This is a genomic window from Stenotrophomonas sp. TEPEL (assembly GCF_004348785.1).
Taxonomy (GTDB): Bacteria; Pseudomonadota; Gammaproteobacteria; order Xanthomonadales; family Xanthomonadaceae; genus Stenotrophomonas; species Stenotrophomonas indicatrix.
The window spans coordinates 2,475,913-2,494,079 of record NZ_QQXJ01000001.1 but is presented as its reverse complement, the minus strand read 5'-3'; the positions used below and the strand labels follow the sequence as shown (position 1 = coordinate 2,494,079).

The window sequence follows — 18,167 nt, the reverse complement described above, 5'->3', positions numbered from 1 at the left end:
GCCCCCATGCTTTGCCCATGGATACCACTGCCCCCCAGTTCGACAACCGCCTGCTGAATCTGCTGCCGGGCGATCCCGAGTCCGGTCCGCGCCGGCGCGAAGTGATGGGTGCGGCCTGGTCGTCGGTGATGCCGACGCCTGTCGCAGCGCCGGTGCTGCTGGCGTGGTCGCCGGAGGTTGCCGGGATGCTGGGGTTCGATCCTGCGCAGGTCGATGACGAAGGCTTCGCCGAGGTGTTCGGCGGCAACGCGTTGTACGCGGGCATGCAGCCGTGGGCGGCCAACTATGGGGGCCATCAGTTCGGCCATTGGGCCGGTCAGCTCGGTGATGGCCGCGCCATCTCGCTGGGCGAGGTGATTGCCCCCGATGGCCGGCACTGGGAGCTTCAGCTGAAAGGTGCCGGGCCGACGCCGTACTCGCGCGGCGCCGACGGCCGTGCGGTGCTGCGCTCGTCGATCCGTGAATTCCTGTGCAGCGAGGCCATGCATCACCTGGGTGTGCCGACCACGCGCGCCCTGTCGCTGGTCGGCACCGGCGAAGACGTGGTGCGCGACATGTTCTACGACGGTCATCCGCGCGCGGAGCCCGGCGCGATCGTCTGCCGGGTATCTCCCTCGTTCCTGCGCTTTGGTTCGTTTGAACTGCCTGCTTCACGTGGCGAGACCGCACTGCTGAAGCAACTGGTCGAGGCGTGCATCGCCCGCGATTTCCCGGAACTGACGGGGCAGGGCGAAGCGCTGTATGGCGACTGGTTCGCACAGATCGCCGTGCGTACCGCAGAGATGATCGCGCACTGGATGCGCGTGGGCTTCGTGCATGGGGTGATGAACACCGACAACCTTTCCGTGCTCGGCGTGACGCTGGACTATGGCCCCTATGGCTGGGTCGAAGACTTCGACCCGGACTGGACCCCGAACACCACCGATGCGCAGGGACGCCGCTATCGTTTCGGCACCCAGCCGCAGGTGGCGTACTGGAATCTCAACCGGCTTGCGCAGGCGCTGTCGCCGTTGTTCGCCGACGTGCAGCCGCTGCAGGCAGGGCTGGCCGCTTACCAGGCGGCGTTTGTCGCCTGCACCCGCCGCGATGTTGCGGCCAAGCTGGGGCTGGCCGCGGCCGACGATGCCGATCTGCAGCTTTACCAGCGCTGGCAGCAGCTGATGCAGGACGGCGGCATGGACATGACCCTGGCATGGCGTGCGCTGATGCGCATCGATGCCAACGCACCCGATGCAAGCGTATTGGCCGAGGTCTTCTACGACGCCGAGCGCCAGCACGCGGTGCAGGAACCTCTGCAGCAGTGGTTGCAGGAGTACGCGGCGCGGCTGCGTGCCGATCCGCTGCCGGCAGCCGAGCGTGTTGCGAGGATGGGTATGGCCAATCCGCTGTATGTGCTGCGCAACTGGCTGGCACAGGAAGCGATCGACCGCGCCGAGCATGGCGACCTGGGCGGTGTGCACGCCCTGCAGGACGTCCTGCGTGATCCGTACACCGAACGCCCGGGGCTGGAACATTACGCTGGCAAGCGACCGGCGTGGGCTGACGATCGCGCTGGCTGTTCGATGCTGTCCTGCAGTTCCTGAAGAGTGTTCTTCTGCAGGGCTGCGCCCTGCACCCGCTGTGGTGTCGGCCGCTGGCCGGCAACCTCAGCAACAGCAACGTCGAGATTCCGAGGAATGGCGGGGCACTGTGGGATTGCGGGGACGCCGTGAATCCCCAGACCGGCCCAGCCGCTGGCGGCTGTGCGTTCGGGCCCATGCGGCTCACACCCCACAACCCCACAGTACCCGGCCTTCGACAGTTTCCCGAAGGCTGGTAGATCCACGTCATGCGTGGATGAATCTCCATCGAAATCGAATACTTCGACAATTGATCCACGCATGGCGTGGATCTACGTGTCGACCAAGGTCGACACCCACCAACAGCAGCGGGACATTGTCGAAGGCGGGGTGGGGCCGGTTGCGCGGGCGTGAGCCGCATGGATGCGGCGACCGAGCTTACATGGACGTACTTGCAGCGCCCCCCGCAACCGGACCCGCCCCGGCAAACTACGGAACCCCGCTGTTGCTGTTGCCGTTGCTTGGCTTGGCTTGAAGGCCTCTGCGGGCGCGGGGCGCAGCCCGGCCGAACTCCTCAACAGGCAGCCGGCGCCCGGAACAGGTACCCTATGCCGCCATCAGACAACCGAATCGCCATGACCGACGCCATCGCCGCTCCGCAGTGGGCGTCCCGCCTGCGCGACATCGCCGACTTCCCCAAGCCGGGCATTCTGTTCAAGGACATCATGCCGCTGCTCGCTCACAGCGAGGACTTCCGTGGCGCGATTGTGGCGATGGCCGATCGCTGGCGCGATCAGAAGCTGGACGCGGTGGTCGGCATCGAATCGCGCGGCTTCATCCTCGGTGCGGCCATGGCGCTGGAACTGGGCGTGGGCTTCGTGCCGGTGCGCAAGCCGGGCAAGCTGCCGGGCAAGGTGCTGCGCGAGGAATACACGCTGGAATACCGCAGCGACTGCATTGAAGTGCATGCCGACGCGCTGCCGGCCGGTGCCCGCATAGCGATCATCGACGACGTGCTGGCAACCGGCGGTACGCTGGTGGCTGCGTTGTCGCTGGTGCGCCGCCTGGGCGTGGACGTGGTCGGTGCCGGCGTGCTGGTCGAGCTGGACGGCCTGGGCGGCCGTGGCCGCTGGGAAGCGGATCTGCCGCTGCACACCGAACTGGTGTTCTGATTGCGTCGCCGGGCATGGCCCGGCGCTACCCACGGCAAGCAGGTAGCGCCGGGCCGTGCCCGGCGGATATCCTGCCCGTTACATCATCCGCACGCGGAAACGACGGCCCTTGATCTTACCCGCTTCCAGCTTCGCCACCGCCTTGTTGACCTGCTCGCGGGCGATCGCCACGTATGAGCGGGTCGGGAAGATCGCGATCTTGCCGATGTGCTTGGCCGACAGGCCGGCATCGCCGGTGAGGGCGCCGAGGATGTCGCCTGCGCGCAGCTTGTCGGTCTTGCCGCCATCGATGCGCAGGGTGCGCATCGCCGCCTGCGGCAGCTCGGCCGGGCGCGAGGTCGCCAGCGGCGTCTTCTGCCAGTCCAGCGGCTCGCCGCGCTGTGCTTCGATGGCGTCGGCGCGGTTCTTTTCGCGGCCCGCCACCAGGCTGATCGCCAGGCCACTGGCGCCGGCACGACCGGTACGGCCGACACGGTGCTGGTAGCTCTCGACGTCGGTCGGCAGCTCGTAGTTGATCACTGCGGCAAGCTCTTCCACATCCAGGCCGCGCGCGGCAACGTCGCTGGCAACCAGCACATTGCAGCTGCGGTTGGCCAGGCGCAGCAGCACTTCCTCGCGGTCGCGCTGCTCCATGTCGCCATGCAACGCGAGCGCGGAGAAGCCGAACTGCTGCAGCGAGTTGGCCACTTCGTCCACGTCCTTGCGGGTGTTGCAGAACACCACGGCCGATTCGGGCGTGTACTTCAGCAGCAGGCCGGCCAGTGCCTTCTGCCGGTGTGCCGGTTCGACTTCGCAGAACAGGTGGCGGATGGCCGGGGCCTGGTCGGCGCCTTCCACGGTCACTTCCACGGCATCGCGCAGCAGGTCGCGGGCCATGGCGCGGATGGTGTCGGGGAAGGTTGCCGAGAACAGCAGGCTCTGGCGATCGCGGTGGGTACGGCCGGCGATCTCACGGATCGGTTCCTCGAAGCCCATATCGAGCATGCGGTCGGCCTCGTCCAGCACCAGGGTGCGCACGGCGCCCAGATTCAGTGCGCGCTTGCGCGCCAGTTCCTGCACGCGGCCGGGCGTGCCGACCACCACGTGCGGGTCGTGGCTTTCCAGCGACGCCAGCTGCGGGCCCAGCGGCGTGCCGCCGGTCAGCAGCAGCAGCTTCAGGTTGGGGATGCCGGTGGCCAGCTTGCGGATCTGCTTGGCCACCTGGTCGGCCAGCTCGCGGGTGGGGCACAGCACCAGCGCCTGTACGCGGATCAGGCTGGGGTCGATGGATTGCAGCAGGCCAAGACCGAAGGCGGCGGTCTTGCCGCTGCCGGTCGGGGCCTGGGCGATCACATCGCGGCCATCAAGGATGGCGGGCAGGCTCTGCGCCTGGATCGGCGTGAGGGTGGTGTAGCCGAGGGCATCCAGGCCGGGCTGCAGGGCCGGGCTCAGCGGCAGGGTCGAGAAATCAGTCATGGCGCATTGTACCTGCGCGCGCGCCCGCTCCCGCCGTCGTTCACGATTGTGGGGGCGCCCGGTAGCGGGCGACCTTGGTCGGCACCTTGGCCGAACGTCTTCTCAGCCCAGCCCGATGGCCACCAGCCGCCCGGCCATCGCCTGCAGCTGCTCCGGGGTGGCCGGTTTTCCAGCGACCCGGGGCTCCAGCAGCAGCTGGTGGAACCACGGGTTGGCGTGCCGCGTGTCGAAATCAAACGAACAGGTTGCCTGCACGCCCATCACCGCCTGAACGATCCCGGCTAGCGTGTCTTCGGCCTCATCGACATTGCCCGGCCCATACCGATCATCCAGAAGGCGCAGCGGGATCTGCAGAAGGGCGGGGGAGACTGGCATGTTTCAAGTCTAACGATCCACGTTGCCCTCAGCCCAGCAACGCCAGCACACCTTGGTGGATCGCCAGGCCACCCAGCAGCAACCAGGCGAACAGGATCGATGCCAGCAGCAGCGGCTTCAACCCGGCCTGGCGCAGCGCAGACACATGGGTGGTCAGGCCCAGCGCGGCCATCGCCATGGCCAGCAGCACGGTATCCAGCTGCACCAGCCCGGCCTGCACACCCACCGGCAGCAGATGCAGCGAGTTGAGGCCGGCAACCGCCACGAAACCGAACGCGAACCACGGCACCACGATCCGGGCCTTGCCACCGTCCGCCGCTGCCTTGCCACCACGGGCCAGCCACAGCGACAGTGCGATCAGGAACGGTGCCAGCAGCATCACCCGCACCATCTTGGTGATGACCGCGGTATCGGCGGCTGACTCGCCCACCGCACGTCCGGCAGCCACCACCTGTGCCACTTCATGCACGGTGGCGCCGGTGAACAGGCCGTACTGCCGCGCGTCCATCGCCAGCCAGCCGTGCGACTGCACCAGCGCATACAGCGCCGGGTACAGGAACATGGCCAGCGTGCCGAACACCACCACCGTCGATACCGCCACCGTCACCTGCGCAGCACGGCCGCGCACCACCGGCTCTGCGGCCATCACCGCCGCCGCACCGCAGATCGCGCTGCCGGCACCGATCAGCATGGCCGCCTCGCGCTCCATCCTGAACACCCGTACACCCAGCCAGCACGCCAGGCCGAAGGTGCTCGCCACCACCAGCACGTCCATCAGCACGCCGGCGAGGCCGACGTGGCCGATGTCCTGGAAGGTCAGCCGCAGGCCGTACAGCACGATGCCCGCACGCAGCAGCCAGTGCTTGGAGAAGCCCACGCCCGCCGCGCTGGCGGGGGCCAGTCGCGGGTACAAGGTGTTGCCGACCACGATGCCGGCGACGATGGCGACGGTCAGCGCACTCAGGCCATGCGCCTGCAGCCAGGGCAGCTCGGCCAGGTACAGCGACGCCGCCGCCACCACGCCGACCAGCAGCAGGCCGGGCAGGCGCGGTTGCCAGCGCTGGCGCAGGGCGGGCAGGGACCAGGGGGACAGGGCGGGCGCGTTCATGGCGGGTAGATGCGGAAGAGAGGCGTACAGCCTGCATCCATGCGATCGACCTGTAAAACGAATAATATCGGTGAAACCTACCCATAACGCAGGTAATGTGCATGCGCCTGACGCTCCGCCAGCTGCAGGTCTTCGTTGCCATCGCCGATCAGGGCAGCACCACCGCAGCAGGCCAGGCCATCGCGCTTTCCCAGTCTGCCAGCAGCGCCGCCCTGCAGGAGCTGGAAGCGCACTTCGGCACGCCGCTGTTCGACCGCATCGGCCGTCGCCTGGCGTTGAACGGCCACGGCCGGGCCTTGCTGGAGCCGGCGCGCGCGCTGTTGGTCAATGCCGCCGATCTGGAGCGGCAATTGGCGGCGGGCGGTGACCCGTCCCAAGGCGCACCGCTGCGGCTGGTGTTGGCCGCCAGCACCACTATCGGCAATTACCTGCTGCCGCCGCGTATCGCCGAGCTGCTGCGGCAGGCACCGCAGGCCGAGGTCGATCTGCGCATCGACAACAGCGCAGGCGTGGTGGCGGCCGTTCAACGGCTGGACGTGGATGCAGGATTGATCGAAGGCCCATGCCACGAACGCGGGCTGCAGGTGACCGCCTGGCAGCAGGACCCGCTGGTGATTGTGGCGGCCGCCGAGGCTCCCGCGCGCTGGTCGCTGGACGAACTGCGCCGCGCACGCTGGCTGCTGCGCGAACCCGGCTCAGGCACCCGCGAGGCTGTCGAACAGGCATTGCTGCCGCATCTGCGCGGCTTCGCCCAGACCCTGCAGCTGGGCAATACCGAAGCCATCAAGCAAGCCGCCATCGCCGGCCTCGGCCTGGCCTGCCTCTCGCGCCACGCGCTGGAAGAGCCGCTGGCTCTCGGCCGCCTGCGCGTGCTCGAGACCCCGTTGCCCACCCTGCACCGCACGCTGTGGCTGGTACGCCACCCTGGCAAGCGATGGTTGCCGGGTTTGCAGGCGTTGCTGGGGGAAGTGCAGTAGCCGGGATCCATCTTCCGCAGCGTGAATTCCACGCAGGGGTCAGAGCCCATTGCGCAGCAACGGGATCCGACCCCGTGCCGACCAACGGTCGGCACCCACCAACAGCAGCGGGAAACTGTCGAAGGCGGGGTGGGTCCGGTTGCGGGGGCGTGAGCCGCATGGATGCGGCGACCGAGCTTACAGGGGTGAGGGAGCTTTGCTTGCGAAGCACTGCTTCGCAAGCGCCCGAACGCACAGCCGCCAGCGGCTGGGCCGGGCCCCGGAGGGGGACGCACTGCTTCGCAAGCGCCCGAACGCACAGCCGCCAGCGGCTGGGCCGGGCCCCGGAGGGGGACTTGCAGCGTCCCCCGCAACCGGACCCACCCCGCCATCCCACAGGAAGCCGGCTTTGGCTGTTGCCTCGGCGGTTGACGTTGCCTCCGCGGGTGCCGGGCGCCGCCCGGCCAGGCCCCGCAACCCGCTACAATGGCCGGATGCCTCTGATTACTCTGCAAAACGTCGACTTCAGCGTCGGCGGCCCGCTGTTGCTGGAAAAAGCCGAACTGTCGATCGAGCCGGGCGAGCGTATCGCCCTGATCGGCCGCAACGGCGCCGGCAAATCGACCCTGCTCAAGCTGCTGTCCGGCGACCACAAGCCCGATGACGGTGAAGTGCGCGTGCAGCAGGGCGTGCGCGTGACCCGCCTGGAGCAGGAGGTGCCGCATGGCGCTGCCGGTTCAGTGTTCGACGTCGTTGCCGACGGCCTGGGCGAACTGGGCCAATGGCTCGCCGAATTCCATCACCTCAGCCACGCCGACGTGTTCGATGGCGAAGCGCTGGGCAATGTCCAGGCCAAGATCGATGCCGCCAACGGCTGGGGCCTGGACCAGCGCGTCAGCGAGACGCTGACCAAGCTCGACCTCGATGGCGACGCGGAGTTCGCGCGCCTGTCCGGCGGCATGAAGCGCCGCGTGCTGCTTGGCCGTGCGCTGGTCTCCAGCCCCGACCTGCTGCTGTTGGACGAACCGACCAACCACCTCGACATCGAAGCCATCGACTGGCTCGAAATGTTCCTCAAGAACTGGAACGGCAGCGTGGTGTTCGTCACCCATGATCGCCGCTTCCTGCGTGCGCTGGCCACCCGCATCGTCGAGATCGACCGCGGCCAGGTCACCAGCTGGCCGGGCGACTGGGCCAACTACGAGCGCCGTCGCGAAGAACGGCTCAACGCGCAGGCCCAGGAAAACGCACGGTTCGACAAGCTGCTGGCGCAGGAAGAAGTGTGGATCCGCCAGGGCATCAAGGCACGCCGCACCCGCGACGAAGGCCGCGTACGCCGCTTGAAGGCGATGCGCAATGAGCGTTCCGCGCGCCGCGACCTCAGCGGCAACGTCAAGATGGAAGCGGCCCAGGGCGTGAGCTCGGGCAAGAAGGTCATCGACATCAAGGACATTTCGTTCGCCTTCGGCGATCGCACGATGGTCCGCGATTTCTCCACCACCATCCTGCGTGGCGACCGCATCGGCCTGATCGGCCCCAACGGCAGTGGCAAGACCACGCTGTTGAAGCTGCTGCTGGGCGAACTGCAGCCGCAGAAGGGTGAGGTCAACGCCGGCACCAACCTGCAGGTTGCGTACTTCGACCAGTACCGCGCAGTGCTGCGCGAAGACTGGAGCGCTATCGAGAACGTGGCCGAAGGCCGCGATTTCCTCGAGTTCAACGGCAAGCGCAAGCACGTTCACGCCTACCTGCAGGACTTCATGTTCACCCCTGAGCGCGCGCGCGCGCCGATCACCCGCCTGTCCGGTGGCGAGCGCAACCGCCTGCTGCTGGCCAAGCTGTTCGCGCAGCCGTCCAACCTGCTGGTGATGGACGAACCGACCAACGATCTGGACGTGGAAACCCTGGAGCTGCTGGAAGAGCTGCTGGGCGAATACAACGGCACGTTGCTGCTGGTCAGCCATGATCGTGACTTCATCGACAACGTGGTGACCTCCACGCTGGTGATGGAAGGCGATGGCGTGATCGGCGAGTACGTGGGCGGCTACAGCGACTGGCAGCGTTACGCGGCCAGCGTGGCCGCTGCGCCTGCGGTGGTTGCTGCCGCCAAGCCGGTCGTCGCTGCCCCGGCGGCGGCTGCGGAACCGGCCGCGCCCAAGCGCAAGCTCGCCTACAAGGAAGCGCGTGAGCTGGAACAGCTGCCGAAGACGATCGAAAAGCTGGAAGGCGATGTTGAAGGGCTTACCTCGGCAATGAACGATCCGTCGTTCTACACGCGCAGCAGTGCCGAAGTGACCGCGCACACCCAGCAGCTGGCCAAGGTGCAGGCCGAACTGGATGCCGCGTACGCGCGCTGGGAAGAACTGGAAGGCTGAGCGTTGATCCGCGCCCGCCGGGCGCGGTGTTCGCGGCGCGCGGGATGCCGGTAGCGCGGGGCCATGCCCCGCGAGCGCGCAGCGCGGGGCTCCTGCATTCCGCCGGGCATGGCCCGGCGCTACCGCAAAGCAGCCGGGCAGGGGCCCGGTGCTACCGCAAAGCAGCCGGGTAGGGGCCCGGCGCTACTTCACCCCATGCAGATCCCGCAGCTGGCTCGGCCGGCTGCCGAAATACGCGGCCAGGTCGGCAATGTCCTGATCGCTCAGGTCCTTCGCCTGCGGTGTCATCAGCGCATGCTGGCGATCACCGGCACGGTAGGCCTGCAGCGCATGCGCCAGGTAATCGCCATATTGCCCACCCAGCTTCGGATAGGTCGGGTCGATCGGCGCATTGCCGTCGGCACCGTGGCAATCGATGCAGCTCTGGCTGGTGGCCTTGCTCTTGACCTTGGCGCGGGCCTCGCCGGCGGCTTCACGCCCGGCAGGCAGGCCCGCGGAGGAAGACGATCCGTGCTCGCCGCTGGCATGGCCGGGATCGCCGGCGGATTTCTCGCTGTTCTCCACCTGTGACTGCGAGCAGGCCGCCAGCAGCAGGGCGACGGACAGGGCGATGGCGTGACGCAGTGGATGCGCGGCTTTCGACATGGGCGGGCCTTACTTGACGGTGGACAGGTAAACAGCGAGATCGGCGATCTCCTGTTCGCTGAAACTCATCGACTGCGCCTGCATCGTCGGATGCCGGCGCTTGCCCTGGCGGTACTCGGTCAGGGCCTGGGTCAGGTACTGCTGGGTCTGGCCACCGATCTTAGGTACCCGGTAACTGGGGTAGGCGTTCTTGTAACCGATGATGCCGTGGCACCCCTGGCAGGTGTAGGCCAGCACACGGCCATTGTCGAAACTGCCGGTGGGCGTGGCAGCCGTCGGCACAGGGGCCGGAGCCGGTGCCGGGGCGGGTGGTGCTGCAGGAGCAGGTGCGGGCTGTGCGGCGGCCCCGAGGGGCAGGAGGACGGCCAGAGCGAGACAAGCGGCGAGCGGCTGCGGGCGCATGGTGTCTTTTCCGGGGATTCGGGTCTGGTCGTTCCGGCGTGGGGTACGGAACGACCCGAGTATAGCCTCAGGTTTCATCTAGCTGAAATGGGGGTCGGCCCGACCGGCGGCGTGAAGGCACCATGACCTTTGGGATATGGTGTTGCCGTGAAGTGGTGCATTACTTTGCTACCACACCTGCCCACGCATTCTCCAGGGATCTGACGATGTCGCACCGACCTTTCCTGCCCGGCCCCCGCAGCGGACTCTGCGCTGCCGCGCTGCTGCTCTCCACCTCCCTGCTGCTGAGCGGTTGCGCCGCTGGGCCCAACAACGAGGCCAAGGCGGCCGAGACCAAGGACGAGAAGAAGGTCGACGCGGTGCCGGTGGAAGTGGCCGTGGCCGGCCATCGCGCGGTGGCCGCCAGCTACACCGGAACGGCGGCACTGGAGCCGCGCGCCGAATCGCAGGTGGTCGCCAAGACCTCCGGCGTTGCGCTGGCGGTGCTGGTCGAGGAAGGGCAGCGGGTCAGCGCCGGGCAGCCTCTGGTGCGGCTGGATCCGGACCGCGCACGCCTGGCCGTTGCCCAGAGCGAGGCGCAGATGCGCAAGCTGGAGAACAACTACCAGCGCGCACAGAAGCTGGTCGGCCAGCAGATGGTCAGCGCTGCCGATGTCGACCAGCTGCGCTACGACCTGGAAAACGTGCGCGCGCAGTACCGCCTGGCCACGCTGGAACTGTCCTACACCACCGTGGTCGCACCGATTTCCGGCGTGATCGCCTCGCGATCGATCAAGACCGGCAACTTCGTGCAGATCAACACGCCGATCTTCCGCATCGTCGACAACTCGCGGCTGGAAGCCACCCTCAACGTGCCCGAGCGCGAGCTGGCGACCTTGCGCGCAGGCCAGCCGGTCACGCTGTCGGCCGATGCGCTGCCGGGCCAGACCTTCACTGGTGTCGTCGACCGCATCGCACCGGTGGTGGATTCGGGCAGTGGCACCTTCCGTGTGGTCAGTGCTTTCGACGGTGCCGCGCAGTCGCTGCAGCCGGGCATGTTCGGCCGTATCCGCATCGACTACGACCAGCGTGCCGACGCACTGGTGGTGCCGCGCCTGGCACTGCTGGACGATGGTGAACCGGCAGTGTTCCGGGTGCGCGAGGGCAAGGTCGCGCGGGTGCCGGTCAAGCTCGGCTACGCCGAAGGGCCGTGGGTGGAAATCCGAGAGGGACTGGCGGCAGGCGACCAGATCGTCACCGCCGGCAAGGTCGCCCTGCGCGACGGCACTGCGGTGCAGGTGATCGCCGATCCGAAGGCCAAGGCGAAGACCGTAACCGCCTCGGCCAAGCCGGCAGAGAAGGCCGGGAGCACGCAATGACCGCGCCCGGCCACGACCACGGTGCCTCGCCAGGGAGCGATGGCGCCGCCGCAGGCATGCGTGGCGGCCTGGTGGAGTTCGCCACCCGCCGTCGCGTCACCATCGCCATGTGCACGGTCACCCTGCTGCTGTTCGGCCTGATCGCGCTGGGCAACCTCAAGGTCAATCTGCTGCCGGACCTGAGCTATCCGACGCTGACCGTGCGCACCGAGTACACCGGTGCGGCGCCTACTGAAATGGAAACTCTGATCACCCAGCCGGTCGAAGAGGCCGTGGGCGTGGTCAAGAACCTGCGCAAGCTGAAGTCGGTTTCGCGCACCGGCCAGAGTGATGTGGTGCTCGAGTTCGCCTGGGGCACCAACATGGACCAGGCCAGCCTGGAAGTGCGCGACAAGATGGAAGCGCTGAACCTGCCCCTGGAAGCCAAGGCGCCTGTGCTGCTGCGCTTCAATCCCTCCACCGAGCCGATCATGCGCCTGGTGCTGTCGACCAAGGCCGCGCCTGCGACCGACGAAGAAGCGATCCGCGAACTGACCGGCCTGCGTCGCTATGCCGACGAAGACCTGAAGAAGAAGCTGGAGCCGGTTACCGGCGTGGCGGCGGTGAAGGTTGGCGGTGGCCTGGAAGACGAGATCCAGGTCGACATCGACCAGCAGAAACTGGCCCAGCTCAACCTGCCGATCGACACCGTCATCAAGCGGTTGAAGGAAGAGAACATCAACATTTCCGGCGGCCGTCTGGAGGAGGGCTCGCAGCGCTTCCTGGTGCGTACCGTCAACCAGTTCGCCGACCTGGAAGAAATCCGCAACCTGCTGGTCACCACCCAGTCCGCCAACGGCAGCGCGGCCGACTCGGCGCTGCAGCAGATGTTCAACATCGCTGCCTCTACGGGCTCGGCTGCAGCCGTCGCCGCCGCGTCCGCTGCACAGAGCGCTTCCTCTGGCGGCGCCTCCAGCGTGGTCGCCAACGGCGTGCCGGTGCGCCTGAAGGACGTGGCCACCGTGCGCCAGGGCTACAAGGAACGCGAAGCGGTCATCCGCCTGGGCGGCAAGGAGTCGGTCGAACTGGCGATCTACAAGGAGGGCGACGCCAATACCGTGGCCACCGCCGAAGCGCTGCGCAAGCGTCTGGAGCAGATCAAGGCGACGTTCCCGGCCGATGCCGAACTGACCACCATCGAAGACCAGTCGCGCTTCATCGAGCACGCCATCGCCGACGTCAAGAAGGACGCGGTGATCGGTGGCCTGCTGGCGATCCTGATCATCTTCCTGTTCCTGCGCGACGGCTGGAGCACGTTCGTGATCAGCCTGTCGTTGCCGGTCTCGATCATCGCCACGTTCTTCTTCATGGGCCAGCTTGGCCTGAGCCTGAACGTGATGTCGCTGGGCGGCCTGGCACTGGCCACCGGCCTGGTGGTGGACGACTCCATCGTGGTGCTGGAGAGCATCGCCAAGGCGCGCGAACGCGGCCTGGGCATCCTGCAGGCGGCGATCGCCGGTACCCGTGAAGTGAGCATGGCCGTGGTCGCCTCGACCCTGACCACCATCGCGGTGTTCCTGCCGCTGGTGTTCGTCGACGGCATCGCCGGCCAGCTGTTCCGCGACCAGGCGTTGACCGTGGCCATCGCCATCGCGATTTCGCTGCTGGTGTCGATGACCCTGATTCCGATGCTGAGCTCGCTGAAGGGCCGGCCGCCGCTGGCCTTCCCGGAAGAAGCCGCAGCCGAGCTGTGGCAGCCGCATAGCCGCTGGCAGAAGCCGGTCGCACTCGGCCGTCGTGGTGTGGTGGCGACGATGCGCTGGAGCTTCTACGCGCTGGCATGGCTGGTGGTGCGCCTCTGCCGTGGCGTGGCTGCAGTGGTCGGCCCGGTGATGCGCAAGGCCAGCGACATCGCCATGAAGCCGTACGCCGGTGCCGAACGTGGCTACCTGCGGCTGCTGCCGGGTGCGTTGGCCCATCCCGGCAAGGTGCTGGGCCTGGCTGCGCTGGCGTTTGTCGGCACGATGGCGCTGGTGCCGATGCTCGGCGCCGACCTGATCCCGCAGCTGGCGCAGGACCGTTTCGAAATGACGGTCAAGCTGCCGGCCGGCACGCCGCTGAAGCAGACCGATGCGCTGGTGCGTGAGCTGCAGTTGGCGCATGGCAACGGCGAAGGCGTGGCCTCGCTGTACGGCGTCAGCGGCAGCGGTACCCGCCTGGACGCCAGCCCGACCGAGAGTGGCGAGAACATCGGCAAGCTGACCATCGTGATGGAAGGCGGCGGCAACCCGCAGACCGAAGCGGAGATCACCGAGCGCCTGCGCGACACCATGGGCCAGCACCCGGGTGCGCAGGTCGACTTCGCGCGGCCGGCATTGTTCAGCTTCTCCACGCCGCTGGAAATCGAACTGCGTGGGCAGGACATGGCGACCCTGGAAGTGGCTGGCCAGCGCCTGGCGGCGCTGCTGCGCGGCAATGCGCACTACGCCGACGTCAAATCCACCGTGGAAGAGGGCTTCCCGGAAATCCAGATCCGCTTCGACCAGGAGCGAGCCGGCGCGCTGGGCCTGACCACGCGGCAGATCGCCGATGTGGTGGTGAAGAAGGTGCGCGGCGATGTCGCGACCCGCTACAGCTTCCGCGACCGCAAGATCGACGTGCTGGTGCGCGCGCAGGAAACCGATCGTGCCAGCGTGGAGAGCATCCGCCGGTTGATCGTCAATCCGGGCAGCACCCGTCCGGTCACCCTGGATGCGGTTGCCGACGTGGTGGCCACCACTGGCCCCAGCGAGATCCATCGTGCCGACCAGACCCGGGTGGCCGTGGTCTCGGCCAACCTGCGCGACATCGACCTGGGCGCGGCCATGCGCGAAGTACAGCAGATGGTGTCCGAACAGCCGCTGGGAGCGGGCGTGGGCCTGCACATCGGCGGCCAGGGCGAGGAACTGGCACAGGCGGCGAAGTCGCTGATCTTCGCCTTTGGCCTGGCGATCTTCCTGGTCTACCTGGTGATGGCCTCGCAGTTCGAATCGCTGCTGCATCCGTTCGTGATCCTGTTCACCATCCCGCTGGCGCTGGTCGGCGCGATCCTGGCGTTGATGCTGACCGGCAAGCCGATCTCGGTGGTGGTGTTCATTGGCCTGATCCTGCTGGTCGGCCTGGTCACCAAGAACGCGATCATCCTGATCGACAAGGTCAACCAGCTGCGCGAGGCCGGCGTGGCCAAGCACGAGGCATTGGTGGAAGGTGCGCGTTCGCGCCTGCGGCCGATCATCATGACCACCCTGTGCACGCTGTTCGGCTTCCTGCCGCTGGCGGTGGCGATGGGCGAGGGCGCCGAAGTGCGCGCACCGATGGCGATCACCGTGATCGGTGGCCTGCTGGTGTCGACCCTGTTGACCCTGCTGGTGATCCCGGTGGTGTACGACCTGATGGACCGCCGCGGCGATGCCTACTACCGCGAACGGGGCCGCAAGCATGCCGGTGAGGGCCTGCACGGCGCCGAAGGCAGTGCAGCGGGTGCGGAGGAACCGGCATGAGCGTTGCCGAGTTCTCCATCCGCCGCCCGGTCACCACCATCATGTGTTTCGTGTCGCTGGTGGTGGTCGGCCTGATCGCCTCGTTCCGGCTGCCACTGGAAGCGCTGCCGGACATCTCCGCACCGTTCCTGTTCGTGCAGATTCCCTATACCGGCTCCACCCCGGAAGAAGTCGAGCGGACCATCATCCGGCCGGTGGAGGAGTCGCTGGCGACGATGACCGGCATCAAGCGCATGCGGTCGTCGGCGACCTCCGAAGCTGCGTCGATCTTCATCGAGTTCAGCGACTGGGATCGTGATATCGCCATCGCCGCTTCGGACGCGCGCGAGCGCATCGACGCGATCCGCAGTGATTTGCCTGACGACATGCAGCGCTACAACGTGTTCAAGTGGTCCAGCAGCGACCAGCCGGTGCTGAAGGTGCGCCTGGCCAGCACAACTGACCTGACCACTGCCTATGACATGCTCGACCGCGAATTCAAGCGGCGTATCGAGCGGATTCCGGGCGTGGCCCGGGTCGAGATCACCGGCGCGCCACCGAACGAGGTGGAGATCGCCATCGATCCGAACCGCCTGAACGCCCACGGCCTGAGCATCAATGAGCTGAGCGAGCGCCTGCGCACGCTGAATTTCTCGATCTCGGCCGGGCAGATCTACGACAACGGCCAGCGCGTGCGCGTGCAGCCGGTGGGCGAGATCACCGACCTGCAGGAAATGCGTGACCTGGTGATCAATGCCAAGGGACTGCGCCTGGGTGACATTGCCGATGTGCGGCTGAAGCCGGCGCGGATGAGCTATGGCCGCCGTTTGGATGGCAATCCTGCCGTTGGCCTGGACATCTACAAGGAACGCAGCGCCAACCTGGTGGACGTCTCGCGCGGCGCGCTTGCCGAGGTCGAGGCGATCCGCGCGCAGGCATCGATGCGCGACGTGCAGATCAAGGTGATCGACAACCAGGGCAAGGCGGTGACCTCGTCCCTGCTGGAGCTGGCCGAGGCCGGCGGTGTCGGCCTGATCCTGTCGGTGACGGTGCTGTTCTTCTTCCTGCGCCACTGGCCGTCCACGTTGATGGTGACCCTGGCCATTCCGATCTGCTTCACCATCACCCTGGGCTTCATGTATTTCGCCGGGGTCACGCTCAACATCCTGACCATGATGGGCCTGCTGCTGGCCGTGGGCATGCTGGTCGACAATGCAGTGGTGGTGGTCGAGAGCATCTACCAGGAGCGTGAGCGGCTGCCGGACCAGCCACGCCTGGCCTCGATCATCGGCACCCGCAACGTTGCCATCGCGCTCAGCGCCGGCACCTTGTGCCACTGCATCGTGTTCGTGCCCAACCTGTTCGGCGAAACCAACAACATCAGCATCTTCATGGCGCAGATCGCGATCACCATCTCGGTCTCGCTGCTGGCCTCCTGGCTGGTGGCGGTCAGCCTGATCCCGATGCTGTCCGCACGCATGGCCACGCCGAAGCTGGTGCACTCGCAGACCGGCGTGATCGCGCGCCTGCAGCGCCGCTACGCGCAGCTGCTGGACTGGTCACTGCGCCATCGCGGCTGGAGCCTGCTGGGCATCCTGCTGGTGGTGCTGGTCAGCCTGGTGCCGATGAAGCTGACCAAGATCGACATGTTCGGTGGCGATGGTGGCAAGGACATCTTCATCGGCTACATGTGGAAGGGCGCCTACACCTACCGGCAGATGTCCGAGGAAGTGGCCCGTGTCGAAGGCTGGATCGAGGAGAACCGCGAGCGCCTGCACGTGCAGCAGGTCTATTCCTGGTACAGCGAACAGGAAGGCAGCTCCACCGTGGTCACCCTGGACGAGAAGTACGCCAAGGACATCAAAGCGCTGCAGGAAGAACTGCGCAAAGGGCTGCCTAAGTCCGCGCGCACCGACTACTTCGTCGGCAACCAGGGCGGTGATGGTGGCGGTGGCGGCAACCAGGGTGTGCAGGTGCAGCTGGTCGGCGACTCCAGCGCGATGCTGCAGGAGATCGGCCAGGAAGTGCTGCCGCTGCTGGCACAGCGCGCCGAGCTGCGCGACGTGCGCATCGACAACGGCGAGAAGGGCGGCGAACTGAAAGTGCACGTCGACCGTGAGCGCGCAGCGGCGTTCGGATTCAATGCCGAGCAGGTTGCCAGTTTCGTTGGCCTGGCGCTGCGTGGTGCGCCGATGCGCGAGTTCCGTCGGGGTGACAACGAAGTGCCGGTATGGGTGCGCTTTGCCGGTGCCGAACAGAGCAGCCCCGAAGACCTGGCCGGTTTCAGCGTGCGCACCGGCGATGGCCGCAGCGTGCCGCTGTTGAGCCTGGTCAGTGTCGACGTGGGTTCGTCGGCAACCCAGATCGGCCGCACCAACCGCCAGACCACGCTGACCATCAAGGCCAACCTGGCCGAGAAGATCACCGCGCCGGACGGCCGCAAGGCCATGGAGGCAGTGCTCAAGCCGATGAACTTCCCGGCCGGCTACGGCTTCACCTTCGACGGCGGCGACTACGGCGATGACAACGAGGCGATGCAGCAGATGGTGTTCAACCTGCTGATCGCGCTGGTGATGATCTACGTGGTGATGGCCGCAGTGTTCGAATCGCTGCTGTTCCCGGCGGCGATCATGAGCGGCGTGCTGTTCTCGATCTTCGGCGTGTTCTGGCTGTTCTGGATCACCGGCACCTCGTTCGGGATCATGTCCTTCATCGGCATCCTGGTGCTGATGGGCGTGGTGGTGAACAACGGCATCGTGATGATCGAGCACATCAACAATCTGCGCCGGGGCGGGATGGGCCGTACCCAGGCGCTGGTGGAGGGCTCACGCGAGCGTCTGCGCCCGATCATGATGACCATGGGCACGGCGATCCTGGCGATGGTGCCGATCTCGCTGACCGATACGCAGATGTTCGGCAACGGGCCGGAGTACTCGCCGATGGCGCGTGCGATTGCCGGTGGCCTGGCGTTCTCTACCGTGGTCAGCCTGCTGTTCCTGCCGACGATCTACGCGGTGCTTGATGACCTGCGCAATGCGGTGGTGCGGCTGATCCAGCGCGCTCGCGGCCGCGAGGTCGTGGCGGGAACCCCGGTGTAGGTGTAGTGGTCGAGCTTGCTCGACCGGAGGGGCGGAAACGTGTTGTGGTGGGGGGAGACCGGTCGTAGTGGGGCGGTTTCCCCTTTTTTTTTGCCGGGATGGCCCGGCGCTACCATCGCCGCGCGTGTAAATGGCGTGCCAACCAAGGTTGGCACCTACCGGTAGCG

The 18,167-nt window shown here is 67.0% G+C and carries 11 protein-coding genes and 1 pseudogene; 7 read left to right on the top strand and 5 right to left on the bottom strand.

The genetic code is table 11. From position 1 onward, the window contains the following. The first annotated feature begins 17 nt into the window (after nt 1–17). The gene (locus TEP_RS11200; RefSeq protein WP_132825333.1) at nt 18–1,583 is read left to right on the top strand and encodes a YdiU family protein; all 1,566 of its coding nucleotides are present in this window, start codon (nt 18–20) and stop codon (nt 1,581–1,583) included. A gap of 611 nt (nt 1,584–2,194) precedes the next feature. Continuing rightward, nucleotides 2,195–2,731, top strand: a complete 537-nt coding sequence (locus tag TEP_RS11195; protein WP_132825332.1) for an adenine phosphoribosyltransferase — start codon at nt 2,195–2,197, stop codon at nt 2,729–2,731. A gap of 78 nt (nt 2,732–2,809) precedes the next feature. On the opposite strand, the gene dbpA is transcribed toward TEP_RS11195, so the two are convergent. The 3 genes from dbpA to TEP_RS11180 form a co-directional block, all read right to left on the bottom strand. After that, a complete protein-coding gene (gene dbpA / locus TEP_RS11190) occupies nt 2,810–4,186 on the bottom strand; it encodes an ATP-dependent RNA helicase DbpA (RefSeq protein ID WP_132825331.1) in 1,377 nt (458 codons plus the stop codon). Nucleotides 4,187–4,288: 102 nt separating this feature from the next. Beyond that, entirely contained in the window at nt 4,289–4,561 is a 273-nt protein-coding gene (locus TEP_RS11185) for a hypothetical protein (protein WP_132825330.1), read from the bottom strand. 28 nt (nt 4,562–4,589) lie between these two features. Beyond that, nucleotides 4,590–5,669, bottom strand: coding sequence for a YeiH family protein (locus TEP_RS11180; protein ID WP_132825329.1), 1,080 nt, complete (start codon nt 5,667–5,669; stop codon nt 4,590–4,592). Nucleotides 5,670–5,770: 101 nt separating this feature from the next. On the opposite strand from TEP_RS11180, the gene TEP_RS11175 reads away from it, so the two are divergent. After that, nucleotides 5,771–6,646, top strand: coding sequence for a LysR family transcriptional regulator (locus TEP_RS11175; RefSeq protein ID WP_132825328.1), 876 nt, complete (start codon nt 5,771–5,773; stop codon nt 6,644–6,646). A 473-nt stretch (nt 6,647–7,119) separates the two neighbouring features. Beyond that, the gene (locus TEP_RS11170) at nt 7,120–9,000 is read left to right on the top strand and encodes an ATP-binding cassette domain-containing protein (RefSeq protein ID WP_032977580.1); all 1,881 of its coding nucleotides are present in this window, start codon (nt 7,120–7,122) and stop codon (nt 8,998–9,000) included. Between the two features lie 183 nt (nt 9,001–9,183). On the opposite strand, the gene TEP_RS11165 is transcribed toward TEP_RS11170, so the two are convergent. Further along, nucleotides 9,184–9,645, bottom strand: coding sequence for a cytochrome c (locus TEP_RS11165; protein WP_032977578.1), 462 nt, complete (start codon nt 9,643–9,645; stop codon nt 9,184–9,186). Nucleotides 9,646–9,654: 9 nt separating this feature from the next. After that, nucleotides 9,655–10,047 (bottom strand): c-type cytochrome, encoded by a 393-nt coding sequence (locus tag TEP_RS11160; RefSeq protein ID WP_132825327.1) that lies wholly within the window; start codon nt 10,045–10,047, stop codon nt 9,655–9,657. A gap of 206 nt (nt 10,048–10,253) precedes the next feature. Here TEP_RS11160 and TEP_RS11155 point away from each other — a divergent pair, with 206 nt between their 5' ends. The 3 genes and pseudogenes from TEP_RS11155 to TEP_RS11145 all read left to right on the top strand — a co-directional run bounded on the left by TEP_RS11155 (nt 10,254) and on the right by TEP_RS11145 (nt 18,000). Then, the gene (locus TEP_RS11155) at nt 10,254–11,405 is read left to right on the top strand and encodes an efflux RND transporter periplasmic adaptor subunit (RefSeq protein ID WP_132825326.1); all 1,152 of its coding nucleotides are present in this window, start codon (nt 10,254–10,256) and stop codon (nt 11,403–11,405) included. A gap of 62 nt (nt 11,406–11,467) precedes the next feature. Beyond that, nucleotides 11,468–14,923 (top strand): annotated as a pseudogene (locus TEP_RS11150) (efflux RND transporter permease subunit); the annotation flags it as partial. Further along, on the top strand, nt 14,920–18,000 hold the full coding sequence (locus TEP_RS11145; RefSeq protein WP_132825324.1) for an efflux RND transporter permease subunit: 3,081 nt from the start codon (nt 14,920–14,922) through the stop codon (nt 17,998–18,000). The pseudogene TEP_RS11150 and the gene TEP_RS11145, both read left to right, overlap by 4 nt. Nucleotides 18,001–18,167: the final 167 nt, after the last annotated feature.

What these genes read in the sequence shown, in the direction of transcription:
- TEP_RS11195 (WP_132825332.1), top strand. Translation starts at nt 2,195, where the DNA reads ATGACCGACGCCATCGCCGCTCCGCAGTGGGCGTCCCGCCTGCGCGAC.
- TEP_RS11165 (WP_032977578.1), bottom strand. Translation starts at nt 9,645, where the DNA reads ATGTCGAAAGCCGCGCATCCACTGCGTCACGCCATCGCCCTGTCCGTC.
- TEP_RS11160 (WP_132825327.1), bottom strand. Translation starts at nt 10,047, where the DNA reads ATGCGCCCGCAGCCGCTCGCCGCTTGTCTCGCTCTGGCCGTCCTCCTG.
- TEP_RS11200 (WP_132825333.1), top strand. Translation starts at nt 18, where the DNA reads ATGGATACCACTGCCCCCCAGTTCGACAACCGCCTGCTGAATCTGCTG.
- TEP_RS11155 (WP_132825326.1), top strand. Translation starts at nt 10,254, where the DNA reads ATGTCGCACCGACCTTTCCTGCCCGGCCCCCGCAGCGGACTCTGCGCT.
- dbpA (WP_132825331.1), bottom strand. Translation starts at nt 4,186, where the DNA reads ATGACTGATTTCTCGACCCTGCCGCTGAGCCCGGCCCTGCAGCCCGGC.
- TEP_RS11145 (WP_132825324.1), top strand. Translation starts at nt 14,920, where the DNA reads ATGAGCGTTGCCGAGTTCTCCATCCGCCGCCCGGTCACCACCATCATG.
- TEP_RS11170 (WP_032977580.1), top strand. Translation starts at nt 7,120, where the DNA reads ATGCCTCTGATTACTCTGCAAAACGTCGACTTCAGCGTCGGCGGCCCG.
- TEP_RS11175 (WP_132825328.1), top strand. Translation starts at nt 5,771, where the DNA reads ATGCGCCTGACGCTCCGCCAGCTGCAGGTCTTCGTTGCCATCGCCGAT.
- TEP_RS11185 (WP_132825330.1), bottom strand. Translation starts at nt 4,561, where the DNA reads ATGCCAGTCTCCCCCGCCCTTCTGCAGATCCCGCTGCGCCTTCTGGAT.
- TEP_RS11180 (WP_132825329.1), bottom strand. Translation starts at nt 5,669, where the DNA reads ATGAACGCGCCCGCCCTGTCCCCCTGGTCCCTGCCCGCCCTGCGCCAG.